Source organism: Zoogloea sp., from assembly GCF_030157465.1.
In the GTDB taxonomy this organism is placed as follows: domain Bacteria; phylum Pseudomonadota; class Gammaproteobacteria; order Burkholderiales; family Rhodocyclaceae; genus Zoogloea.
In genome coordinates this window covers 1-23,464 of sequence record NZ_JAOAUU010000069.1, presented here as the reverse complement: position 1 = coordinate 23,464, position 23,464 = coordinate 1, and the positions used below count along the sequence as shown (strand labels likewise).

At 63.6% G+C, this 23,464-nt stretch carries 23 protein-coding genes and 1 tRNA gene; 10 read left to right on the top strand and 14 right to left on the bottom strand.

All coding sequences use genetic code 11. The features are described from left to right. Positions 1-18 precede the first annotated feature (18 nt). Together Q1W26_RS09205 and Q1W26_RS09200 are read right to left on the bottom strand one after the other, a co-directional pair. Positions 19-1,674, bottom strand: a complete 1,656-nt coding sequence (locus tag Q1W26_RS09205) for an ATP-binding cassette domain-containing protein (RefSeq protein WP_300438832.1) — start codon at positions 1,672-1,674, stop codon at positions 19-21. Positions 1,675-1,802: 128 nt separating this feature from the next. Continuing rightward, positions 1,803-2,105, bottom strand: a complete 303-nt coding sequence (locus Q1W26_RS09200) for a monooxygenase (RefSeq protein WP_300438830.1) — start codon at positions 2,103-2,105, stop codon at positions 1,803-1,805. Positions 2,106-2,293: 188 nt separating this feature from the next. On the opposite strand from Q1W26_RS09200, the gene Q1W26_RS09195 reads away from it, so the two are divergent. Next, complete coding sequence (locus Q1W26_RS09195; RefSeq protein ID WP_300438829.1) at positions 2,294-2,569, top strand: type II toxin-antitoxin system HicA family toxin; 276 nt, start codon at positions 2,294-2,296, stop codon at positions 2,567-2,569. A gap of 66 nt (positions 2,570-2,635) precedes the next feature. Further along, positions 2,636-3,127 carry a hypothetical protein gene (locus Q1W26_RS09190; RefSeq protein ID WP_300438827.1) on the top strand — a complete coding sequence of 164 codons (492 nt, stop codon included), beginning with the start codon at positions 2,636-2,638 and terminating at the stop codon, positions 3,125-3,127. Between the two features lie 58 nt (positions 3,128-3,185). Here the strand turns inward: Q1W26_RS09190 and Q1W26_RS09185 are convergent, their stop codons facing one another. The 10 genes from Q1W26_RS09185 to trxB form a co-directional block, all read right to left on the bottom strand. Next, complete coding sequence (locus tag Q1W26_RS09185) at positions 3,186-4,061, bottom strand: PA4780 family RIO1-like protein kinase (RefSeq protein ID WP_300438825.1); 876 nt, start codon at positions 4,059-4,061, stop codon at positions 3,186-3,188. Positions 4,062-4,463: 402 nt separating this feature from the next. Next, positions 4,464-4,865, bottom strand: coding sequence for an alternative ribosome rescue aminoacyl-tRNA hydrolase ArfB (gene arfB / locus Q1W26_RS09180; protein ID WP_300438823.1), 402 nt, complete (start codon positions 4,863-4,865; stop codon positions 4,464-4,466). 62 nt (positions 4,866-4,927) lie between these two features. After that, positions 4,928-5,572 carry a DUF47 family protein gene (locus Q1W26_RS09175; protein ID WP_300438821.1) on the bottom strand — a complete coding sequence of 215 codons (645 nt, stop codon included), beginning with the start codon at positions 5,570-5,572 and terminating at the stop codon, positions 4,928-4,930. Between the two features lie 23 nt (positions 5,573-5,595). Beyond that, a complete protein-coding gene (locus Q1W26_RS09170) occupies positions 5,596-6,624 on the bottom strand; it encodes an anion permease (protein WP_300438818.1) in 1,029 nt (342 codons plus the stop codon). A gap of 85 nt (positions 6,625-6,709) precedes the next feature. After that, the gene (locus Q1W26_RS09165; protein WP_300438816.1) at positions 6,710-7,132 is read right to left on the bottom strand and encodes a transcription regulator; all 423 of its coding nucleotides are present in this window, start codon (positions 7,130-7,132) and stop codon (positions 6,710-6,712) included. Then, positions 7,129-9,255 carry a NosR/NirI family protein gene (locus Q1W26_RS09160; protein WP_300438925.1) on the bottom strand — a complete coding sequence of 709 codons (2,127 nt, stop codon included), beginning with the start codon at positions 9,253-9,255 and terminating at the stop codon, positions 7,129-7,131. The genes Q1W26_RS09165 and Q1W26_RS09160 overlap by 4 nt, the downstream gene beginning before the upstream one ends. A 168-nt stretch (positions 9,256-9,423) precedes the next feature. Then, positions 9,424-10,224 (bottom strand): type IV pili methyl-accepting chemotaxis transducer N-terminal domain-containing protein, encoded by an 801-nt coding sequence (locus Q1W26_RS09155; protein ID WP_300438813.1) that lies wholly within the window; start codon positions 10,222-10,224, stop codon positions 9,424-9,426. A 107-nt stretch (positions 10,225-10,331) separates the two neighbouring features. Next, positions 10,332-12,284: a TAT-dependent nitrous-oxide reductase gene (nosZ, locus tag Q1W26_RS09150; protein ID WP_300438808.1), complete on the bottom strand. Its 1,953-nt coding sequence runs from the start codon at positions 12,282-12,284 to the stop codon at positions 10,332-10,334. Between the two features lie 259 nt (positions 12,285-12,543). After that, on the bottom strand, positions 12,544-13,578 hold the full coding sequence (locus Q1W26_RS09145; protein ID WP_300438805.1) for a Smr/MutS family protein: 1,035 nt from the start codon (positions 13,576-13,578) through the stop codon (positions 12,544-12,546). Between the two features lie 114 nt (positions 13,579-13,692). Next, the gene (gene trxB, locus Q1W26_RS09140) at positions 13,693-14,652 is read right to left on the bottom strand and encodes a thioredoxin-disulfide reductase (RefSeq protein WP_300438802.1); all 960 of its coding nucleotides are present in this window, start codon (positions 14,650-14,652) and stop codon (positions 13,693-13,695) included. Positions 14,653-14,866: 214 nt separating this feature from the next. Between trxB and Q1W26_RS09135 the strand changes: the two genes are divergently transcribed. The 4 genes from Q1W26_RS09135 (at position 14,867) to Q1W26_RS09120 (ending at position 20,133) form a co-directional block, all read left to right on the top strand. After that, positions 14,867-15,538, top strand: coding sequence for a Crp/Fnr family transcriptional regulator (locus Q1W26_RS09135; RefSeq protein WP_300438799.1), 672 nt, complete (start codon positions 14,867-14,869; stop codon positions 15,536-15,538). Between the two features lie 141 nt (positions 15,539-15,679). Beyond that, positions 15,680-18,130: a DNA translocase FtsK gene (locus tag Q1W26_RS09130; protein WP_300438796.1), complete on the top strand. Its 2,451-nt coding sequence runs from the start codon at positions 15,680-15,682 to the stop codon at positions 18,128-18,130. Next, positions 18,130-18,759, top strand: a complete 630-nt coding sequence (lolA, locus tag Q1W26_RS09125; RefSeq protein ID WP_300438793.1) for an outer membrane lipoprotein chaperone LolA — start codon at positions 18,130-18,132, stop codon at positions 18,757-18,759. Before Q1W26_RS09130 ends, lolA begins: the two co-directional genes overlap by 1 nt. Before the next feature lie 21 nt (positions 18,760-18,780). Next, positions 18,781-20,133 (top strand): replication-associated recombination protein A, encoded by a 1,353-nt coding sequence (locus tag Q1W26_RS09120; RefSeq protein ID WP_300438790.1) that lies wholly within the window; start codon positions 18,781-18,783, stop codon positions 20,131-20,133. Here Q1W26_RS09120 and Q1W26_RS09115 read toward each other — a convergent pair. After that, positions 20,105-20,368 carry a hypothetical protein gene (locus tag Q1W26_RS09115; protein WP_300438787.1) on the bottom strand — a complete coding sequence of 88 codons (264 nt, stop codon included), beginning with the start codon at positions 20,366-20,368 and terminating at the stop codon, positions 20,105-20,107. The genes Q1W26_RS09120 and Q1W26_RS09115 overlap by 29 nt on opposite strands. A 258-nt stretch (positions 20,369-20,626) precedes the next feature. On the opposite strand from Q1W26_RS09115, the gene serS reads away from it, so the two are divergent. From serS to Q1W26_RS09100, 3 genes are all read left to right on the top strand, one after another. Continuing rightward, positions 20,627-21,913, top strand: a complete 1,287-nt coding sequence (serS, locus tag Q1W26_RS09110) for a serine--tRNA ligase (protein ID WP_300438785.1) — start codon at positions 20,627-20,629, stop codon at positions 21,911-21,913. 99 nt (positions 21,914-22,012) lie between these two features. Next, on the top strand, positions 22,013-22,378 hold the full coding sequence (locus Q1W26_RS09105) for a carboxymuconolactone decarboxylase family protein (protein WP_300438782.1): 366 nt from the start codon (positions 22,013-22,015) through the stop codon (positions 22,376-22,378). A gap of 47 nt (positions 22,379-22,425) precedes the next feature. Next, a tRNA-Ser gene (locus Q1W26_RS09100) sits at positions 22,426-22,515 on the top strand. Here Q1W26_RS09100 and Q1W26_RS21500 read toward each other — a convergent pair. Next, positions 22,501-22,803, bottom strand: coding sequence for a DUF4113 domain-containing protein (locus Q1W26_RS21500; RefSeq protein WP_366143657.1), 303 nt, complete (start codon positions 22,801-22,803; stop codon positions 22,501-22,503). The genes Q1W26_RS09100 and Q1W26_RS21500 overlap by 15 nt on opposite strands. Before the next feature lie 439 nt (positions 22,804-23,242). On the opposite strand from Q1W26_RS21500, the gene Q1W26_RS09095 reads away from it, so the two are divergent. Then, the coding region (locus tag Q1W26_RS09095) for a type I restriction-modification system subunit M N-terminal domain-containing protein (protein ID WP_300438779.1) at positions 23,243-23,464 on the top strand (222 nt) is incomplete at its 3' end.

Here is a 23,464-nt window from a genome sequence, read left to right as displayed (position 1 = left end):
AAGCCGGGGGCGCTGCGCTTAGCCTGCCTCGCGGGAGCGCTTGGCTTCGTTGAGCAGGAAGCGCTGGTAGTCGTCCAGGTCGCCGTCGAAGGGTTCGATGCCGCCGCGGGTCACCAGCCAGAACTCGTCGCACACGGCGCGCAGCAGCGCGCGGTCGTGGCTGACCAGCATCACGGTGCCTTCGAACTCGTTGAGGGCCACGCTGAGCGCTTCGCGGGTGGACAGATCGAGGTGGTTGGTCGGCTCGTCGAGCAGCAGCAGGTTGGGGCGCTGCCACACGATCATGCACAGCACGAGACGGGCCTTTTCGCCGCCGCTCATGGTGCCCACCGGCTGCTTGACCATGTCGCCGCTGAAATTGAAGGTGCCCAGAAAGCCCCGCAGATCCTGCTCGCGGCCGGCCACCCAGCCACTGCGGCCGGCGGCGATGGTGTCCTTGGCGAGACGGATCATGTGCTCCATCGGCGTATCCAGCGGACGCAGCACGTCGAGTTCCTGCTGGGCGAAGTAGCCGATGTTGAGGCCCTTGCCTTCGGTGATTTCGCCGCTGATCGGGGCCAGCGCGCGGGCCACCGTTTTGACCAGCGTCGATTTGCCTTGGCCGTTGGCGCCGAGAATGCCGAGGCGCTGGCCGGCGTGCACCGAGCGGTTGATGTTGTGCACGATGGTGGTGGGCGGCGTGCCGGCGGGCGCATCGTCGGCGGGCGGGTAGCCAAAGCTCACATCCACCATCGACAGCATGGGGTTGGGCAGGTTGGCGGGCTCCTGGAATTCGAAGGTGAACTCGGCATCGGCCAGCACCGGGGCGATCTTCTCCATGCGATCGAGGGCCTTGACCCGGCTCTGGGCCTGCTTGGCCTTGCTGGCCTTGGCCTTGAAGCGGTCGATGAACTTCTTGAGGTGGGCGATCTTTTCGGCCTGCTTGGCCAGGGCCGATTGCTGCAGCAGCAGCTGTTCGGCGCGCATGTCTTCAAACGCGCTGTAGTTGCCGCCGTAGCGCACCAGCTTGGCGTTGTCGATGTGCAGGGTGACAGTGGTGATGGCGTCGAGGAATTCCCGGTCGTGGCTGATTACGATGAGGGTGCCGGTGTAGCGCTTGAGCCAGGCTTCCAGCCACACCAGGGCGTCGAGGTCGAGGTGGTTGGTGGGTTCGTCGAGCAGCAGCAGATCCGACGGGCACATCAGTGCACGGGCCAGTTGCAGGCGCATGCGCCAGCCGCCGGAGAAGCTGTTGACCGGATTGGACAGCTCGGAAATCTTGAAGCCGAGGCCGAGGATCAGCGCCTGGGCGCGGGCTTCGGCATCGTGGGCGCCGGCGTCATGGAGTTCCATGTAGGCGTGCGCCATGCGCATGCCGTCGTCGCTGGCCTCGGCGGCGCTCACTTCTTCTTGCGCGGCAAGCAGGACGGTGTCGCCCTGGATGACGAAGTCGGTGGCGCTTTGCTCGGTCTCGGGCATGTCCTGCGCAACCTGGGCCATGCGCCACTGGGTCGGGATGGAGTAGTCGCCACCATCTTCATGCAGGCTGCCGTTGAGCAGGCCGAAGAGCGTGGACTTGCCGGCGCCGTTACGCCCGACCAGGCCGACCTTCTCGCCGGGGTTGAGGGTGACGGACGTGCTGTCGAGCAGCACCTTGGCGCCGCGGCGCAAGGTGACGTTTTTGAGGGTGATCATGAGCGGGGAAATGCTGCGGAGAACCGAGCATGATAGCGACCGGAGGGAGGCTGGCCTATGAATATTTCCGGGAGGCGGGCGGAATGGGCCTTGATCGGCCCCGCCCGCCAGGCCGGGTAGAAAAAACTTTACAGCGGCGCCCGGTCGATTGCCGATAGATCGGCATTCACGTCGAACAGCTTGCCATTGACCTGCGGCACTCCGAAACCCTTGAGCCGTGCGGTGTGCATCGCCAGATAAGCCTCGGCGCTGGCGCGGTCTGTGAACAGGTAGATGCCGCCCGCCTCATGGGTGGCGGCGTTTTCGGTCCAGATCTTCCAGATCAGGCCGGGCTCTTGTGCGATGGACTCGGCAAGGCCCTTGAGCGTATGGGTCATGTCGTCGCCCCAGGGGCCGGAAAACGGAAAATCGACTTGAAGGAGTACGGGCATGGATGCGTCCTCGGTTGCGTGAATGTCGGCGCCAAGGCTACCCCGGATGGGGGCGGGCGGGCAAAGTCTGAACGGGCCGGAACTGGATTGGCTTCAGGTCAACAGTTTGCTCAATTTTGGTTGCGGCAATACCTGTGCTGCCGTCATGGTGCAAGAATGTCGGGGACAATCAACGGGAGGATCAAGCCATGAGCCACAAGCACCGGAATGTTCTCGAAGCGATTTTTCGCGACCCTGTCAGCAGCAACATCCAGTGGCGCGAGGTGGAATCCCTGCTGACCCATCTGGGCGCCACGGTCGAAGCCAGCCATGGCGCCCGTTTTCGTGTCCTGCTCAACAAGCACGAGTTCTTTGTGCATCACCCGCACCACGGCAACGAATTTGCGAAGACGGAGATCAAGCATCTGCGTGAATGCCTTGCTGCGTCGGGGGTGTCGCTGTCGACTTACGACGCACAGGCATGAAGCCCGGCTTGACGGCCAGGCTTTCATCAACCGTAGATCAACCGTAGTTTTCCGAGGAAGTCCGACATGAAAGCTGGCACGCTTTTACTGTTTCTGGTTCTGGCCGCAACGGCCGCCTTTGTCACGCTGAACTGGGAAGCCGTCGTGGCGCCGGCTGATCTGTCGATTGGCATCGCCATCGTCAAGATGCCTCTGGGGCTGGTGCTGGTGGGTTTGCTGGTTTTGATTACCGCGCTGTTTCTGGTGTTCGTGGTGTATCTGCAGACTTCTGTTCTGCTTGAAACGCGTCGTCAGGCCCGCGAGATCAAGGCCAGCCGGGAGCTGGCGGACCAGGCGGAGGCATCGCGCTTTACCGAGCTGCGCAGCTTTCTGGAGGCGGAGTTTGCACGGCGGGGCGGCCACAAGGGCGAGTCGCAGGATGCGGTGCTGGAACGGGTCGGGCAGCTCGACCGGGATCTTCGGGTCGTGATCGAGCAGTCTGCCAACAGTCTCGCCGCGTGTGTGGGCGAGCTGGAAGATCGTCTGGACAAAGCCGGCCTGCGCGCACCGGGCAACTGAATGCCCGTTGCAGCGGCCGGGAGCTGTGGATGCCCCCGGCCGGCGGGTCAGGGTTGAATCATTCCCCTTCGCGCCATTCGCCCTCTGCCCGGGCAGCCGCCTGGCGGGCGAGGCGTTCTTCCTCCTCTTCGTCGGCGGCTTCGATGACCTGCATGACTTCGTCCAGGTTCACGTCGCCGGCGGCCTCCTCGAAGTGGCCGCTGAGTTCGCTATCCGGATGCAGCGCGCCGGATTCGTAGAGCGCCCAGATTTCGTCGCCGTAGCGGGTGGTCAGGAGTTGCGGGGCGAACTGGCCGAAGTAGTCGGCCAGATTGTCCACGTCCCGGCCGAGCATGCGCTTGGCGTTGTTGTTGGCGGCGGCATCCACGGCCTGGGGCAGGTCGATGATCACCGGGCCGCCGGCATCCACGAGCACGTTGTACTCGGAGAGGTCGCCATGGACGATGCCGGCGCACAGCATGCGCACCACCTGGCGGATGAGCACGGCGTGGTAGGCCAGCGCATCTTCCTCGCTGAGGGAGAGGTCGTTGAGGCGCGGCGCAGGTTCGCCGTCCTCGTCGGCCACCAGCTCCATCAGCAGCACGCCTTCGTGGAAGTTGTAGGGCGTGGGCACGCGCACTCCGGCCGCGGCAAGGCGGCGCAGGGCGTCGACCTCGGCGCTTTGCCACGCGGCTTCCTGTTCCTGGCGGCCGTAGCGGGAGCGCTTGGCCATGGCGCGGGCCTGGCGGCTGTTCTTGATCTTGCGCCCTTCGGTGTAATCCACCGCGGTGTGAAAGCCGCGCTTGTTGGCCTCTTTGTAGACCTTGGCGCAGCGTATGTCGTCGCCGCAGCGAACGACATATACCGTGGCTTCCTTGCCGCTCATGAGCTGGCGCAGGACGCTGTCCACCAGGCCGTCGGTGACCAGCGGTTCGAGTCTTTCAGGTGTTTTCATGCGTTTGCGTTTGCGTTGTCGTCGCCGATGGCCAGGGCCAGCAGGGTTTTTGGGAGCACGGTGATGTTCCTGCCCGGTAGGGCGTGAAGGGGAAAACCGCCTGTCGGGGTGGCCGACGTGGCGAGGGGCGCCGGGTGGGCGCGAAACAGGGAGTTCGGGTGTGAAGCCGGAGGGCGCCAAGTTGAAAACCGAGGCCGTGATTATCGCCTATCGGGCCGGGTTCTGGCCTTGTGGAGCTTGTCCGTAAATAACCCGGCGTCGGCCTGGGGCCGAATCACCGCCACTGCGTTGTTGCGCTTCCTTGCTTGGGCACCACCCAAGCTGCGAAAGCGCGCCTGGCATTGGCGGCGATTCACCTCCCAGGCCTCGGCCTCCTATTCAGGGACAAGCTCTTGGAGCTTGTCATTCGACACGCCCCCGGCCGGCCTTGATGGTGCTGCGTCTGGCCTTGCCTTCGAGGCGACGGGTGACCGAGCCGCGGGTGGGCTTGGTGGCACGCCGGGCCTTTTGTACGACCGAGACGCTGTCGATCAGCTCCTGCAGCCTGCACAGGGCTTCGGCCCGGTTCTTTTCGAGGCTGCGGTATTCCTGGGCCTTGATGATGACGACGCCGCTCTTGCTGATGCGCTGGTCGCCCAGCTTGAGCAGGCGCTCCTGCAGGTGTTCGGGCAAGGACGAGGCCAGGATGTCGAAGCGCAGATGTACGGCGCTGGAAACCTTGTTGACGTTTTGTCCGCCGGCGCCCTGGGCGCGAATGGCGGTGAGCTCGACTTCGTTTTCAGAGATGGGGTGGGCGGAGCGCATGGGTGGCACTTTACCGCACGGGCCACCGGGCCTGCGATGTCCGGCGCGCAAGGCCGCCTGGGTCAGGTGAGCTTGACGACGATGTCGTGCAGGGTGTTGGCGCAGGCGGCCATGCGGTCGGCGGCGTTGGAGAGGTGGCGGTAGATCTCCCGGCGCTTGAGCATGTTGAGGTAGTCGTCGCCCTGAAACAGCGCGGCGAGGGCCTTGCGGTAGATTTTTTCCACGCGTCGCTCGGCCTTGCGGGCGATGTCCGCATGGGTGGCGGCCTCGAGCGGCGCTTTGCCGAGTTTGTGGTAGCCGGCCGTCAGCGCCCTGACGCCTTCGGCAAGGCACACCGCCATCTCGTGGGTGTAGATGTCGGGCTTGACGCCGAGGATGTCCATCTCGTTGACCGTTGTCTTGCAGTAGTTAACCACCTCGTCCAGCGCCATGATCGCCCGGTAGATGTCCTCCCGGTCGATGGAGGTGGAGAAGGCTTCGTTGAGGGTGTGGATGTTTTCGACCTTGAGGGTGTCGGCGGTGTGCTCGTCCTTCTTGATCTGTTTGGCAATGGCCGCCTCCGGTGATTCCATGAAGTCCACCAGCAGATTGACGGTGTGCTCCACTTGCTGGGCCTGGCTGGCCAGCAGGGAGTAGAAATCCGGCGCGGAGGGAAAGATGCGTTCCAGCACGCGGCGCACGATGGAACGGTGGCGGTTGTTGTCCATTGTTTGCTCTCCGTTTTGCAGCTTCAGCCCACCCAGGGGCGCAGGGCCAGCAGCACCAGGGCACCCATGGCCGCGGAGGCGGGCAGGGTAATCAGCCAGGTTGTTGCGATCTCGCCGGCCTTGCCCCAATGAACGCGGCGGGGGCGCTCGGAGGCGCCGATGCCCATGATCGACGTCGCGACCACGTGGCTGGTGGATACCGGGGCGCCCATCATTGATGCGGAAAGGATGACCAGTCCGGAGGTGAGCTGGGAATCCAGCGCGTGCAGGGGGCGCACCTTGAAGACGGCAAAACCCAGCGTGCGCACGATGCGCCAGCCGCCGGACAGGATGCCGGCGGTGATCGCGGTGGCGCAGGCCAGCATCACCCAGAACGGCACTTCGAAGCGGGGGATGAAGCCGCCCAGCACCAGCACGAGGGTGAGCACGCCCATGCTTTTCTGGGCGTCGTTGGCGCCGTGGGAAAACGCCAGGGCCGCGGTGGTTACATACTGGGCCAGGCGCAGCTTCTGGTTGATGCGGGGGTGGGCGGCGCGGGTCAGCAGGTGGGACAGCTTATGCACCGTGTAACCCACGACGAAGCCCAGCACCGGCGAGAGCACCAGGGCCAGCAGCACCTTTGCCACGCCGACGAGATGGCCTTCGGGCGGCCAGCCCCACACCACGTGACCGCTGCCGGCAGCGAGCAGCACCGCGCCGACCAGCCCCCCCACCAGGCCGTGGGACGACGAGGACGGAATTCCCTTCCACCAGGTAATCAGGTTCCAGATGATTGCGCCGAGCAGCCCGGATACCAGCACGAGCAGCGCCAGCGGGCGGGGCAGGGGCGCCAGATCGACGACGCCCCCGATGGTGTTGGCGACGGCCGTGCCCCCCAGCAGGGGGCCGAGAAATTCGAACACGCCAACCACGCTGACAGCCATCGCCGGGCTCATCGCCCGCGACGCGATCACCGTTGCGACCACGTTGGCCGCGTCGTGAAAACCATTGGTGTAATCGAAGAGCAGCACCGTCAGCACGGCGCACAGGGTGAGCCACAGAAGGGGGTCCATGCGTGGCCTCGCGGCAGAGTCAGTGCTTCATCTTACGACTGTCCGGCGGGCGACACATGCTGCGGTGCAGCGGGGGCGGGGTGTCTTACACCTGAACGATGCCCAGCGTTCTGAGCCCGATGAACAGCGCGGCGCCGATCAGCAGGTTCTTGAAGCTCACGTAGCAGATCATGTCCATGACCGTGGCGCGGCGGTATAGGTGGCCCCACCACGGACCTTCCTTCACGTAGGGCTTGGCGTCGAGGCGAACGAAGATTTCGAAGACGCTCCAGCCGAACCACCAGCCGATGATGGCGCCGGCTTCGAGGCGGCCGAGGGCGGCCAGCACCCAGGCGATGGTGGCCGCGATGGCGAGGGCGAAGCCCGCCAGCTGGATGGATTTTTTGGCCGGCTGACCCTTGCCGGCCCAGGGCCACAGGTGATCAACGATTTCGGCGATCAGCCAGCCAGGGCCGCTCGCGTTGCCGTAGGCGGGCTGGCGCAGTTCGTTCTTGTCGGCGATGGTCATGCTGCGGCGCCTTTCTTTGTGTCGGCCGGAACCGGGTGGATCGGGATGAAGTAGCCCTTGCCGTTGATCGGGGTGAGCGGCTGGCCGGCCTTGTCGCGGCGCTTGCGCTCCTGGGCCAGCGGCGGGCAGGCGTGGTCGTCGTAATAGAGCACCATGCAGTCGAGGCAGAGCATGCATTCGCGCTGGTCGATGTTGCCCTTGGTGTCGATGGCCAGCGAGCCGCAGCCCTTTGCGCAGGCCTTGCAGCTGGTGCATTCGTCTTTGCGCCTGAGGCCGAACCAGCGGAACGTGGTGGGCATGGCCAGCGCGGCGCCCAGCGGGCAGAGGTACTTGCAGAAGGGCCGCTCCATGAAGATCGCCAGGCCCAGCAGGCCGGCGGCAAATAGGCTGTAGGGCCAGCTGCGGTTGGTGATGCCGACGAGGAAGGTGGTCTTGAAGGGTTCGACTTCGGCGAGCTTTTCGGCCAGGCCCATGCTGAAGAAGGACACCGCCAGAAGCCCGAAGAACACCGCGTACTTCACCCACTTGAGCTTGTCGTGCACGGCCTGCGGCAGATGGAACTGGAAGCGCTTGAGGCCGATGGCGCCGCCGATCTTGTAGAGCAGTTCGGAGAGCGAGCCGAAGGGGCAGAGCCAGCCGCAGAAGAGCCCGCGGCCCCACAGGAAGGTGCTGAGGATGATGAATATCCAGAACACGAAGATCAGCGGATCGGACAAAAACAGTTCCCACTTCCACTGGAACAGCAAGGAGTGGAACCAGGTGAGGACCTGGGTGATGGATGGCTGGGCCATGGCGTAGAAGCCGACGAAGCCGATGCTCACCACCCAGCCGGTGTATTTGAAGACATTGACCGGCCACTTGTTGTGGCGGCTCGAACGGCGCACCAGGGCGTCGCGGCTGGCGTAGGCGGCGGCAATGACCAGCAGGAAGGCGATGAAGCCGCCGATCTCCAGCGCGCGCTCCTTCCACACCTTGAGCCAGGTGGGGTCGGGCTTGATGACCACCGGGCGGCCGCCTTCGAGATATTTGGCGTCGAGCCAGTATTCCTTGTCGAAGTTGGCGAAGGTTTTGGTGGAGGTTTCCTTGTCGATCTTGTTACCGAGAAAAACCAGTTTCCAGGGAAAGGCGCCCGAGAAACCCTTGCCGCGGATGATGAAGATGGCCGATTCGTCGAAGGCCGGCGAGCCGGCGGCGGACACGCCCCACAGGTTGACGTAATCGAGGTCGCGGAAGGTGAAGCTGTCGGAATCCTGGCGCACCTGCACGCGGTCGTAGATGCCGCCGCGCACGAAGCCGGAGCCCTTGAAGGAGTCCATGCCGGCGGTTTTGATGATGAAGATGGCGTGCTCGCCTTCCTTGAGGCGGGCCATCAGGCCGGCGTAGCCGTCCTTGCCGAGAATGGCCTGGCCGATGGTGGGCTGGTTGAGGTAGCCGAACCACAGATCCATGTAGGGACGGCCGTCGCTCTTGAGGCCGACTTCCTCGGCCTTTACGACAAGGCGCTGCACGCTGCCGTCTTCAACCAGTTGCGCCCAGGTGGGCGCCGCGGTGGTGGCCGCAAATTTTGCCTGCGGGCGGATCACCGGTTTGAGGATGCCGACCTGTTTGGCCACCGCGCTGCCCGAGGTCATCATCACCTGGTTCTGGGCGATGACGGTGACGGTGGCGCCGGTAATGGCATCCAGGCCGATGAGGTGTTCTTCGGAGCGTGACTTGCCGATCTCGATGTTGTCGCCGACGAACTGGCCGAGGTACTGGTTGTTGAACTTGATCAGTGCCGACTCGGGAATGCCCAGCAGCAGGATGGGCTCGGAGTGCTTGAGGATCTTGACGCCGGTGAACCTGCCGGTGGTGTCCATGCCGATCAGGGTGACCACCGGCTTGCCGGAATAGGCCGGGGTGTCGGTGATGTCGGTGGACAGCATCACGTAGCCGAGGAGCTTTTTCTGCCCGGCTTCATCCTTGTAGGCTTCCACGAAGGGCGGCTGCCCCTTGCGCTCGGAGAAGGACGTGGCGCCGGGCATCACGTCCTTGCACGGCGCGTAGTCGCACATCTTTGGCGAGGATGACAGCTCGGGCGGCAGCTTGACTTCGTAGGTGTCGGCAAGCGCGCCGCTGCTCATGGCGAGTCCTGCCAGCGTTGCCGCAAGCAGGGCGGTGCCACGGTGGCGCAGGCGGGATAAAAGATCGAATCTCATGGGGTGCTCCGGTAAATCAGCGTTTCATGGAATTCTGATGTAGCTGCGTCGCCTTATCCTTAAGCTGAGTCAATCCGCCGCGAAAGCTTTTTTCTACCGGGCCGGGGCGAGCAGGCTGCCGACGACCTTATCGGTGGCGCCGAGAACCTGTTCGCTCATTTCCATCACCGCCGGGGCGTTCCTGAGCATGGCCACGGGTTCGCCGGTCTTGCCGGCGGCGCCCTGGTAGGCGGGCCAGATCCCGGCCAGTTTGGCGACCGCCTCGCGGGTTTCGGCGGGGAAGGCGTTGTTCTGCGTGCTGCGGGAGAGGTTGGCTGCAAATTCGCTGCGGGCGTAGGTCAGCTCCATCTGGGGGGCGTTGGGCGTCATCAGGCCGCTGGCGCGGTAGAGGTAATGCATGGCGATGCGCTGGGACAGCATGCGCATCCGGGAGGCGAGGATCAGCCGGCGTGACTCTTCGGGCCCCCGGTCGTTGATCGCCATCACGAGATGCTGGCTGGCCTGATCGAGGGCGGCGGTGCTGTCGTACAGCGCCTTGGCGCCGCTGGCGCTGGGCGCTGCGGTGAGCAGTGCGCGCACTTCGATCCAGGTGCTGTCCACGGCGGCGAGCTTGGCGCGTGCGCTGTCGTCGAGCTTGCCGGCCCGGAGTGCGGCCAGGTTGCGCTCGAAGCGGGATACCGAGTCGGCGAGGATGCTGCGGCCGGCATCGGGGCTGACGCCCTGCAGCGTCATCAGGTAGGCCTTGGTGGCCCGCTGGCCGAGCATGCGGCCTTGCTCGGCGAGTTCGGCCGTCGCTTCGTGGGCGGCGCCTGTGCTGGCAAGGGCCGTGGAGGCGCAGCCCAGGGCGAGAAAGGCCGCGGTGGCGGCGGTGGCAAAAACAGGGGCAAGGCGCATGGGTCTATCTCCTGGCGTCGGTAGGCGGTGGGGCGCTGTAAAAAAATGGGGAGACGCAAGCGCCTCCCCCAATCACTTCACTTATCGATCTGTTGCAGAGGCGTCGATTACTTCTCGACGATCATGCGCGTGCGCATTTCAAGGTGCAGCGCGTGGCAGAAGTGCGTGCAGTAACACCAGTACACACCCGGCTTGTCGGCCTTGAAGGTGACGGACTTGGTTTCCTGCGGGTTGACGATGAAGTTGATGTCGTACTTCGGAATCGCGAAGCCGTGAGTCAGATCCTCCACCTTGTCCAGGTTGGTGAGGATCAGGGTGACTTCGTCGCCCTTCTTCACCTTGAACTCGCGCAGGCTGTAGGCCGGGGCCTGGGACACCAGCTTGACGGTGACCTTGTTGCCCGTGCGGAACACGCCGGAATCCTTCGGATCCTTGATGGCCAGCGGGAAGTCATCGACGTTGAACACCTGGCGGGTCTTGATTTTCTCGCGCTTGACGATGACGAAGTCGTGGGGCTCGGGGTAGACCGGGTGGTCGGCCAGCATCACCATCTTTTCGCCGCGGATGTCGATGAGCTGTTCGTTCTCGGGGTGCAGCGGGCCGACCGGCAGGAAGCGGTCTTTCGAGAACTTGCAGCCCACGGCGAGGAACTGGCCGCCGGCTTCCTTGGTTTCACCCATGTCCGCGCTGATGTGGCCGGGCTGGTAATGCACGTCGATGCGATCGACCACGTACTTGGCGGCCTTGTCGCCGGCGTGGAACTTGATGGCGGCGTCGATGTTCCATTTGACGATCTGGCTGTCGAGGAACAGGGTGGTGAAGGCGTTGCCGCGGCCGTCGTAGGTGGTGTGCAGGGGGCCGAGGCCGATTTCCACTTCGGCGACGATGCTCTTGTTCAGGTCGTCGAGCTTGCCGTCGAGGAATTCCTCGACCTTGGTCAGTTCGATGACGGTGGCGGTGGGCGAGAGCTTGCCGGAACAGATGAAGTACTTGCCGTCCGGGCTGGCATTGACGCCGTGGGGGTTCTTGGGAACCGGCACGTAGCAGGTGAGGGCGGTCTTCGGATCCTTGTTGGCGTCCTTGGTGCCATCCACAACGGGCACCTTGCTGTCGCCGATGGTGACGAACTTGCCGTCCTTGATCGCCTGTTCGATGCGCGCCACGTCGAAGAACACGCAGGCATCCTTTTCGGCGGACATCATGTCCTCGTAGTGGGCGCCACCTTCGACGTTGTACTGGTTGGCGGCTGCCAGCCGGCCGTTGTACGAGGTGGCGACGAGGTCCATGTTGCCATCGACGCGGCACTGCCAGCGCACTTCCATGGTCTCGGCATCGACACAGGTAAACAGCGTTTTGTACTTGGTCGGGTCATCCATGTCGCGCCCGTCGTTGGGGTGCGGGATGTGGAATTCGTTGCCGCAGAACACGCGGGTGGTGCGGTTGATGGATTGGTCGACCGGGTCGCGCTTGTCGGGGAAGATGCCGTGGAAGCCCTGGATGTTCGGGATCTCGGTGATCTTGTCGCACTCGAAGATGTCGCCACGGACGCGGGCGATGCGGCCGTGGATCTTGTCGTTCACAAAGAAGTACTTGCCGTCGTAGGTGCCGTCGACGTACGAGCCGTGGATGTGGTGGGTATCGCCGGTCTTGTACTTGAGGCTGCCGTCGGCCTTGGTGCCGATGATGGCCTTCGATTCGTTGGTGATGCCCCAGCCGCTCATGCAGTCGATGTTGAAGGTCGGCACGCGCTTGATTTCGCGGCCGGAGGGCAGGCCGAGGACGCGGACTTCACCGGAGTGGCCGCCGGACCACACGCCGTAGTAGGTGTCGAGCTGGCCGGGGGCCGGGTGCAGGTTCAGGTCACCCGCGCCGGCCGTGTGGGCGGCAGGGGCCGGGGCGGCGGCAGGCGCTGCAGCGGTGGGTGCGGCTTCCTGCTTGCAGGACGAGAGGCCCACGGACAGACCGGCACCGGCCAGCCCGGCGAGGGCGGCGGTGTTCAGGAATTTGCGACGTCCCGGAACGAGGGTCTGGTCGTCGTGCTTGATGTCATCGGTGCTCATTATTGGTCTCCGTTCTTCCCTGGGCTAAAGCGATAAGGCCGCGAACTTCAGTCTGCGGCGCCAAGATCAGGCAGGGAGGAAAGCGCGCCCTGCGGCACTTTGCCCCTGCGGCAATCTGTCGCAGGTCACTCTAGATCCAGGTGGCGGGAAAAAAATTGACGAGGCACAAGAACTGCTGATTTACCCCTGTAAACAGGCCAATTGACGGGGTTGGGCACCCCGTTTTGCGTCAAATGCCAGGCGCAGGACGCGCCCGGTTTCAGCCGTTGCCGGCGCTGCCGGCCTGAAGCAAAACCAGCAGTGCGCCGTCGCCGCCGTCGTGGGGGCGGGCCTGGCAGAAGGCGAGGATGTCTTCGCGCTGGGCCAGCCAGCCGCGGGAAAGGTGCTTGAGCACCGGAATGCGCCCCGGCGAACCATGTCCCTTGCCGTGGATGATGCGCAGGCAGCGGCGGCCCTGCTGGAGCGCGGCTGCAATGAACCGGGAGAGGCTGGCGCGCGCTTCGTCGCGGGTCAGGCCGTGGAGATCGAGTTCGCCCTGCACGACCCAGCGCCCGCGGCGCAGGTCGGTGAGGACGCGGCGGGGCAGGCCGACGCGCAGATAGGCGGCCTCGTCGCCCATGTCGAGGCGATCCTCGAAGCTGATGGGCGATTCGAGGGCTTCGCGCAGCACGTTCCGTTCGTCCTGTTCGCGCTTGATCGGCAGCGGTGCCGGCAGCGGCCGGTCAACGCTGGCCAGGTTCTTGTCCTTGAGCGGCGCCACCTCGCCGGCGGCGTGACGGAAGAGTGCCTGCGGGTCGTGCAGCAGGCGCTCGTCGATGGCCAGCGGAGCCGGCTCCACGTGGCTCATTGCCCGGACCTGGGGATGCACCTGCTGGCGCTGGGCGCTGAGATCGACGCGATTGAAGTCGCGGATCGGGGCAACGTCGCCAAGGGAGGCGCGAAACAGCGCCATGGGATCGTTTTCGTCGATGCGCGGGGCGCGCCGCGGCGCTTCGGGTTCCGGCCCGAGCTGCCGCGGGCGCGGCACCGGAGCCGGTTTGGGGCGTGCGATTTCGGCGTGGGCCGCGGTCTTGAGCGGCTGGATGCGGCCGACCTGGCTGCGAAACAGCGCGCCGTCGTCGGGTTCGGCGGGTGGGGCGGGCTCGGTGGTTGCGGGTGACTTGGAGGTCTTGGCGGGCGCTGTTCCGGTTGCCGGCCCGGGGCGGCCGATGACTGTTTTCAGCACGCTGTTCGGGACGCGGTCCCGGATGGCCTTGAGGGCGTCGAGCCCGGAAGGCTGCTTGCGATGGCTCATGGAACGCGGTTTGGTTTTTTCAAATGATGAACAGGGCGAAGAAATCGTATTGAGCGGCCCGAACCTGCAACGAGAGTGCGGGATCTGGCCGCGCGGTAGATCTGTTCGACCTTGTCAGCCAGCCAGACCGAGGCTGTCGAGGTAGCGTTCGGCGTCGAGCGCAGCCATGCAGCCGGTGCCGGCGCTGGTGACGGCCTGGCGGTAGATGTGGTCCTGGACGTCACCGGCCGCAAACACGCCGGGCACGCTGGTGGCGGTGGCGTTACCCTTTCTGCCGCCCTGGGTGACGATGTAGCCGCCTTCCATCTCGAGCTGGCCTTCGAAGATGTCGGTGTTGGGCTTGTGGCCGATGGCGATGAACACGCCCTTCAGCGCGATATCCTTGGCGGCGCCGGTCTTGGCGTTCTTCACGCGCATGCCGGTCACGCCGGTGTTGTCGCCAAGGACTTCGTCCAGCGTGGAGTCGAGTTCCAGCACGATCTTGCCGGCGGCAACGCGCTCGTTGACCTTGTCGATCAGGATGCGCTCGGCCTTGAACTTGTCGCGGCGGTGCACCAGGGTGACCTTGCTGGCGATGTTGGCGAGGTAGAGCGCCTCTTCGACCGCGGTGTTGCCGCCGCCGATCACGGCGACTTCCTGGTTGCGGTAGAAGAAACCGTCGCAGGTGGCGCAGGCCGACACGCCCTTGCCGGAGAAGGCTTCCTCGGAGGGGAGGCCCAGGTATTGGGCGCTGGCGCCGGTGGCGATGATCAGCGCGTCGCAGGTGTATTCGCCTTCGTCGCCCACCAGGCGGATCGGTTTTTCGGCCAGGTAGGTGGTGTGAATGTGGTCGAAAATCATTTCGGTGTTGAAGCGGGCGGCGTGCTTTTCAAAGCGGGCCATCAGCTCCGGGCCCTGCACGCCGTCGGCGTCGGCGGGCCAGTTGTCCACTTCGGTGGTGGTCATCAACTGGCCGCCCTGGGCGATGCCGGTGATGAGCACGGGGTTCAGGTTGGCGCGGGCAGCGTAGACGGCGGCGCTGTAGCCGGCGGGGCCGGAGCCAAGGATGAGCAGCTTGATGTGACGAGTGGCCATCGTGGTGGATCTCTCTGAGGTCTGGGGCAGGAAGGGCTGATTATAAGGCGCCGGCTTCCTCCGTGACTTCCCGAAATGGGGCCGCGATCACGCCGGGCCACGGCCCCTCCCGTCCGGAGAACCTCAAGTTTGCTTTATACTTGTCCGTAGTAAGCGCATGACAATTTCGTCACGACGCCAAGAAACAATCTAGCTCTTGCTGAGGAGAGGCTTTATGACCGTTACCAGCTCCGTGTCCACGATCGCCCTGCGAACTTTTCCCATCTTCCAGGGCCTGGGCGATGACCGGCTGGCGGCCGTTGCGCGTTGCGCAATGATGCGACGGGTGCCGCGGGGTGCCGCGGTGGTGCACGAGGGTGATCGCACCGATTTCGTTTACTTCGTTCTTACCGGCAACCTTAAGGTAATGGTGAGCGACGAGGATGGTCGTGAAGTCATCCTGACCATTCTTGGTCAGGGCGAGATGTTCGGCGAAATGGGTGTGCTGGAAGACAGCCCGCGCTCGGCTTCCGTGGTTGCGGTATCCCCGTCCGATCTGGTGACCATCGCCAAAACCGATTTCAAGCGCCTCATGCAGGATAACTTCGAACTCGCGTGGCACGTGATGTGCAATCTCACTCGCCGTCTGCGCGACGCCGACCGCAAGATCGAAAGCCTTGCGCTGATGGATGTTTATGGCCGTGTGGCCCGTCTGCTGCTCGAAATGTCCGAGGAAATCGACGGTCTCAAGGTCGTCAAGAAAAAGATCTCCAAGCAGGATATCGCCAAGATGATCGGCGCCTCCCGCGAGATGGTCAGCCGGGTCATGAAAGATCTGGGCCTGCGCGGCCTCATCGAGGAAACCGACGGCGGCATCATCCTCCGGGAAAAAATCATCGATTTGTGACTGGTCCGGAAATCCTTCCTCACTCTTTCGGATAGAGACGGGGAGGGGGCAACCAGAGACCCTGGTTTATAATCAAAAGCGCGGTGCTTCACCGCGCTTTTGTTTTTTGCTGCGCCCTGCAAGGCCTTGTACCGCCAACTCATGCTCAATCGTCCTTCCACTCGTCCGCTTCCCCTCCCGGAAAAAATCGCCAGCCTGCTGCAGGAAGCTCGCTGGCTGCTTCTCGGTGTGCTGGCCCTCTATGTCGCGATGATTCTCTTCGGCTACTCGAAGGGTGATCCGGGCTGGTCCCACGCCGTGCAGCTGGAGCGTGTCAGCAACCCCGGCGGACGCTTCGGCGCCTGGCTGTCCGACCTGCTGCTCTACCTTTTCGGCCTGTCGGCCTGGTGGTGGGTGGCTTTCCTGGGCCTCGGCCTGGCGGTCGGTTTTCGGCGCCTGCACAAATTCTTCGGCGCCGACCGGCGCTCGTTCGTCATCGTGGTGATCGGCTTTGTGATGGTGCTGCTGGCGAGCAGTGGGCTGGAGTCGATGCGTTTCCATTCGATCAAGGCAACCCTGCCTCTCGAACCCGGCGGCCTGATTGGCCTGGAGCTGGGCACGCTGATCTTCCAGTACCTCGGCTTCACTGGCGGCACCCTGCTGCTTTTGGCACTGATCGCCGGCGGCTTGAGCCTTTTTTCGGGCATCAGCTGGGTGGAGGCTTCCGAAGCCCTCGGCACCGTCCTCGAGAGGGTGTGGGCCGTTGTCACCAATGTCTACCAGGGCTGGCAGGACCGCCGCATCGGCCGCGAGGTGGCCCACAAGCGTGAGGAGGTCGTCGAGATCAAGCGCAAGAAGGAAGAGGCCGAGCCGGCCTCGCCGCTGCGCATTGAGCCTGCTTTCACCGAGGTCGAGATGGCGGTGCGCAAGGAGCCGGTGTTTGACGATGCCGACACCCCGGTGCACGCCGAGCCGACGATCGGTGCGCTTGAAAAAGCCGTTCGCGTCGACCCGGCGATTGTCGAGATCGACCGGCATGTGCGGGTCGAGCCGGCTCACATCGAGATCGAAAAATCTCCTCGCGTCGAGAAGGAACGCCAGAAGCCGCTGTTCACTGAAATCCCCGGCGGGCCGTTGCCGCCGCTGGCCTTGCTGGACGAGCCGTCTCACGACGTGGAACCGCCGCCGCCCGAAACCCTGGAATTCACCTCCCGCCTGATCGAGCGCAAGCTCGCCGATTTTGGCGTCGAGGTAAAGGTGCTGGCGGTTTACCCCGGCCCGGTGATTACCCGCTTCGAGATCGAGCCTGCGGTGGGCGTCAAGGGCAGCCAGGTGATGAACCTGGTCAAGGATCTCGCCCGTGCGCTGTCGGTGGTGAGCATTCGCGTTGTCGAAACCGTGCCGGGCAAGACCTGCATGGCGCTCGAGCTGCCCAACCCCAAGCGCCAGACCGTGCGCCTGTCCGAGATTCTTGGCTCCAAGGCCTACCACGACATGCACTCGCCGCTCACCGTGGCGCTGGGCAAGGATATCGGCGGTCAGCCGGTGGTGGCCGACATTGCAAAAACACCCCACCTGCTGGTGGCGGGCACCACGGGTTCGGGCAAATCGGTAGGGATCAACGCGATGATCCTGTCGCTGCTCTATAAATCCGAACCCACCGACGTGCGCCTGATCCTCGTCGATCCGAAGATGCTCGAACTGTCGATCTACGAAGGGATTCCGCACCTGCTGGCGCCTGTTGTGACCGACATGAAGCACGCCGCCAACGCGCTCAACTGGTGCGTGGCCGAGATGGAGAAGCGCTACAAGCTGATGTCGGCGCTGGGCGTGCGCAACCTGGCCGGCTACAACAAGGCCGTGGCCGACGCGGCCCGGGCCGGCTCGCCGCTCAAGAACCCGTTCTCGATCACCCCGGAAAGCCCCGAGCCCCTCGGCAAGCTGCCTTACATCGTGGTGATCATCGACGAGCTGGCCGACCTGATGATGGTCGTCGGCAAGAAGATCGAAGAACTCATCGCCCGCCTGGCCCAGAAGGCGCGGGCGGCCGGCATCCACCTGATTCTCGCCACCCAGCGCCCCAGCGTGGACGTGATCACCGGCCTCATCAAGGCCAACATCCCGACCCGCATGGCTTTCCAGGTTTCCAGCAAGATCGACTCCCGTACGATTCTCGACCAGATGGGGGCCGAGGCGCTGCTGGGCATGGGCGACATGCTTTACCTGGCGCCGGGCACCGGCCTGCCGGTGCGGGTGCACGGCGCCTTCGTGGCCGATGATGAAGTGCACAAGGTGGTCGAATACCTCAAGGCCACCGGCGAGGCCGACTACGTGGAGGGCATTCTTGCGCCCAATGAAGAAGAAGGCGGCGACCTGCTCGGTGGCGGCGAAGGCGGCGGGGAGGGCAGCGAGGCCGATCCGCTCTACGACCAGGCCGTGGAAATCGTCGTCAAGACCCGTCGGCCATCGATTTCGCTGGTTCAGCGTCACCTGCGCATCGGCTACAACCGGGCCGCGCGCCTGATCGAACAGATGGAGCGCGCCGGTCTCGTGACGCCGATGGGTAGCAATGGCAACCGGGACGTCGTCACGCCGCCCCGCGAAGGAGAATGATGATTCGCAAACCTGCCCACATCCTGCGTGCCCTCGGGCTGGCGCTGGTGGTTTCTGCTGGCTCGGCCCACGCCGACGGGCTGGCCCAGCTCAAGCAGTTCATGGACGGCACCCGCACGGCGCGGGGGACGTTCTCGCAGCAGGTCTATTCCAAATCCGGCCGCAAGCCGCAGCAGGCCAGCGGCACCTTTGCCTTCTCGCGCCCCGGCAAGTTCCGCTGGGTCTACGAAAAGCCCTACGCTCAGGTGCTGGTGGGCGACGGCAGCAAGCTGTGGGCCTACGACCAGGAGCTCAACCAGGTCACCACCAAAAAGCTCGGCCAGGCGCTCGGCAGCACGCCGGCGGCCATCCTGGCCGGCGACAATTCCCTCGACAAGAATTTCGTGCTGAAGGATGCCGGCAGCGCGGAAGGCCTGGAATGGGTCGAGGCCACCCCCAAGGCCGAGGACAGCAGCTTCGAGCGCATCCGCATGGGTTTTGCCGGAGGCCAGCTCAAGGCCATGGTGCTCCACGACAACTTCGGCCAGACCACGACCCTGCTGTTCGGCCAGATCGAGCGCAACCCGGCGCTGGACGCCGGGCAGTTCCGCTTCGTGCCGCCCAAGGGCGCCGATGTGGTCGGCGAGTAGCTTGCGCCCGCCTTCCAACTGATGGCCGATCTCTTCGATTCTCTCGACCCGCCGCGCCTTCCCCTGGCCGAGGCGATGCGCCCGCAGCACATCGCCGACGTCATCGGCCAGCGTCACCTGCTCGGGCCGGGCAAGCCGCTGGCGCTGGCCTTCCAGTCGGGCAAGCTGCATTCGATGATCCTGTGGGGCCCGCCCGGGGTTGGCAAAACAACCCTCGCGCGGCTCATGGCCAAGGCCTTCGATGCCGATTTCACGGCCTTGTCGGCGGTGTTCTCGGGCGTCAAGGATATCCGCGAGGCGATCGCCCAGGCGGAAGCCGCCCGTACCCGCGGCCGCCACACGATCCTGTTCGTCGACGAAGTCCATCGCTTCAACAAGGCCCAGCAGGACGCCTTCCTGCCGTTCGTGGAGCAGGGCCTGGTCACGCTGGTCGGCGCGACGACCGAGAATCCGTCGTTCGAGGTGAACTCGGCGCTGCTGTCGCGGGCTGCGGTTTACGTGCTGCAGCCGCTGTCGGCCGAAGAACTCACCGAGCTTTTCGAGCGAGCCCGTGCCCATGCCTGCCCGGAACTGGCTTTTGAGGATGATGCCCGCGATCGACTGACCGGCTTTGCCGACGGCGACGCCCGGCGTCTGCTCAATTTGCTGGAGCAGGTGCAGACGGCGGCCGAAACCGCCGGCGTCAATCCGGTGGGGCCCGATTTCATCGACGAGGCCCTGTCACGCAGCCTGCGCCGTTTCGACAAAGGCGGCGAAGCCTTCTACGACCAGATTTCGGCCCTGCACAAATCCGTGCGCGGCTCCGATCCCGACGCCACGCTTTACTGGCTGTGCCGCATGCTGGATGGCGGTGCCGAGCCGCTGTATCTCGGCCGCCGGCTGGTGCGCATGGCCAGCGAAGACATCGGCCTGGCCGATCCGCGGGCGCTGGAAATCTGTCTCAATGCGTGTTCGACCTTTGAGCGCCTGGGTTCGCCGGAAGGCGAGCTGGCGCTGGCGCAGGCGGCGGTTTTCCTGGCCTGTGCGGCCAAATCGAACGCGGTTTACAAGGCGTATAATGCTGCGCGAAAGTTTGTGGCCAACGACGTGTCGCGTCCGGTGCCCATCCATCTGCGCAATGCGCCGACCAAGCTCATGAAGGAGCTGGGCTACGGCAAGGCCTATCGCTACGCCCACGACGAACCCGACGGTTACGCAGCCGGTGAAAACTATCTGCCTGACGGAATGACGAAGCCCAACTGGTATGAACCGGTTGGGCGTGGTCTTGAGGCCAAAATAGCCGAAAAGCTGGAGCGCCTGCGCGAACTGGACAGGCAGGCCGAAGCCCGCGCAGGGCAGTCTGAACTCAGTGCTGGACGGGGTGGCTCGCGATGAAGCGCTGGCAGGCTTCGCGGAAGCGCTTGGCCTTTGCGCGGTCACCGCGTTCTTCGGCTTCATCAACGAGATCAAGCATGAATTGCGTGAGCATCAAGGTGCCTTCCCGAGTCTGCACCAGCCCGCAAGCAATCTGGGCTGCGGCGGCATCGGGGATGTCGTGGTGCTCGGCGATGATGGCGACGTCTTCGTCGGTCAGGTCGCAGTAATCCAGGCAGTCGCGGATGGATAACATGGGTGTCTCCTGATAAGTCAAATTAGAAATGACGTCGTCTGCGGACGTTTTTCTCTTAGTGTGGTTTTTAAGTTGAGAAAATCAAGAAGAATTTTGGCTTTTGTGAGCTATGGACTTTCTGGTTCTCATTATTTCTGCTATGCAGGCTGATTGCCGCATGTTGCGGTGCAATATAACTGAAAGCCGGGTCCGCGAAAAGCAACTTCCGGGCCGTGGCGCTATCGATACACCGGTTTTCCGATTTGAATAGGGATTGTCATGCTTGATGTTCAATTGCTCCGTGCCCGACTGGATTTTGTTGCGGAGCGTCTCGCTACCCGCGGCATGAGCCTTGATGCCGCCGCCTTCCAGGCCCTCGAGGACGAGCGCAAGACGCGCCAGACCCGCACCCAGGATCTGCAGGCCCGTCGCAATGCCTTGTCCAAGCAGGTTGGCCAGCTCAAGGGCAAGGGCGAGGATGCCTCCGCGGTGCTCGCCGAAGTGGCCGGTATCGGCGACGAACTCAAAGCCAACGAAGTTGCCCTGGCTGAGCTGCTCGAGCGCTTCAATGCCTTCGTCGCCGCCCTGCCGAACCTTCCCCACGACAGCGTGCCGGTTGGCAAGTCCGAAGAAGACAACGTTGAAGTCAGCCGCTGGGGCACGCCCGCCAGCTTCGATTTCGAGGTGCGCGACCACGTGGATATCGGCACCCGTCTGGGCGGCCTGGATTTTGAAACGGCAGTAAAGATTTCCGGTGCCCGCTTCACCCTGATGAAGGGCAGCCTGGCTCGCCTGCATCGCGCGCTGGCCCAGTTCATGCTGGACACCCACACGGCTGAGCACGGCTACACCGAGCTCTACACGCCCTACATGGTCAACGCCGCCAGCATGTACGGCACCGGCCAGTTGCCCAAGTTCGAGGAGGAGCTGTTCTCGGTGCCCAAGGCGGACGGCAGCAAGTTCTACCTTATTCCCACCGCTGAAGTGCCGGTCACCAACATTGTGCGCGACGAGATCGTGCCGCTGGATTCGCTGCCGTTGAAGTTCGTCTGCCACACCCCGTGCTTCCGCTCCGAGGCCGGCAGCTACGGCAAGGACACCCGCGGCATGATTCGCCAGCACCAGTTCGACAAGGTTGAACTCGTCCGCATCGAGCAGCCGGAAAAAGCCTGGGATGCGCTGGAAGAACTCACCGGCCATGCCGAAGCCATCCTGCAGAAGCTCGAACTGCCGTACCGCAAGATTGTGCTGTGCACCGGCGACATGGGCTTTGGCGCGGCCAAGACTTACGACCTTGAAGTCTGGCTGCCGGCCCAGAATACCTACCGCGAAATCTCGTCCTGCTCGTGCTTCGAAAGCTTCCAGGCGCGCCGCATGCAGGCCCGTTTCAAGAACGCCCAGGGCAAGAACGAAGTGCTCGCCACGCTCAATGGTTCCGGCCTGGCGGTGGGGCGCACGCTCGTTGCGGTACTCGAGAACTACCAGCAGGCGGACGGCTCGGTGCGCGTGCCGGCAGCGCTGCAAGCGTACATGGGTGGCATCACGGTTCTTCAGCCTGCGAACTGAGTGACCACGCCGGGCGAGCAGCTGCTCGCCCGGTTTTCAGTGATTCGGTGATCGTGTATATTAGATTATTATATAAATCTAATATACGGAGCCGATATCATGAGCAGCAAATCCTTCGTCCAGATCACCACCGACCTCACCAAAGGCATGGAAGCCCTTCGCGCTGAAATTCCCGACACCATGAAGGGCTTTGGCAGCATGGCCAAGGAGGCGATGAAGGCGGGGGCCCTGAGCGCTCTCGACAAGGAACTGATCGCCCTTGCGATCGGGGTGTCGGTTCGTTGCGACGGCTGTATCGGCTTTCACGTCAAGGCACTGATCCGCCTTGGCGTCACCCGCGAGCAATTGATGGAAACCCTTGGCATCTGCACCTACATGGGCGGCGGCCCGAGCCTGATGTACGCTGCCGAAGCCGTGCGGGCCTACGATGAATTCACCGCAGCGCGTGCAGCAAAGCCTGCATAAAAAACTTGATCTTCCTAAAAGCCTCTATATAATAGTGGGCTTCGAGCGGAAAGGTGGCAGAGTGGTCGAATGCGCCGGACTCGAAATCCGGTGTACGTTTAGGCGTACCGTGAGTTCGAATCTCACCCTTTCCGCCAATAACAACGAATAAGCCCTTGAAAATCAAGGGCTTTTTTGTTTTTGTGCTCCGATAGCCTGCCATTTAGCCTGCCACGGCATGTTGGCTCGATTTGAGTGGTTTTGGACGTGATTGATCTTCCCGTGTTGGCGTGAGGGATGAACATCCGGCCCAGAGATGTCTCGATGGGACACTTTGATTCGCCAGTCACCCTCTGTAAGGCGTCTTGCCGTGTGGTCCAAGCCGGGGAGAGCTTTTCACTGCGCATCGTCCAACTTGCATCAAATCCAGTCGCCAAGAGTCGCAGACTCCCGCGTCCTCATCGTGCATTGATGCTGTCCATCGCCTGCATCACGTCGACTTTTTTGTAGGCATAGCCCCCGTAGTCCCCACAGGGCTGCCCGGAACAGTTCTAGCGTATCGGCTTACGGCTCAGGCAGAGGAACCACCTCACTGCGGCTGTACTGAGGCTCCCAAGGCTTGAGAACGGATTGCTGCGTATCGTCGCCGTGAGCTCCCCCGCAGCGTGGGGCTGGGCCGCAATCTCTCGGCCGCACGCGCCGTATGACTGGCCACTGTTTCACCCATGGCTCAACCAGTGTCGTCGTATGGCCCCCTCACACCTTGCTTGGTCTGGCTGAGTGTAACGCTTGGGCTAATTGGGAATGGGCATTAAAATGCCAAAACGATAGTGGGCAAATGAACGCCTTCGCCCTCATGCTTCACCGCCTGGAATCCAGTAGCTCATGTTTGAACAAGCCTTTAAGAATATCGACGACTCGCTCTGGAAAGAGAGTGGTTGCACCACCGAACTCGACTACACCGAGCAGACCTCATGGCTGCTCTTCCTGAAATACCTGGACGGGCTGGAGCAGGACAAGGCTTCCGAGGTGATGCTGGAGGGCAAATCCTATAGGGCGCCTCGAAAAACCTCGCCTCGCCCAGCCTTGGTAAAATTACCGCGTTCT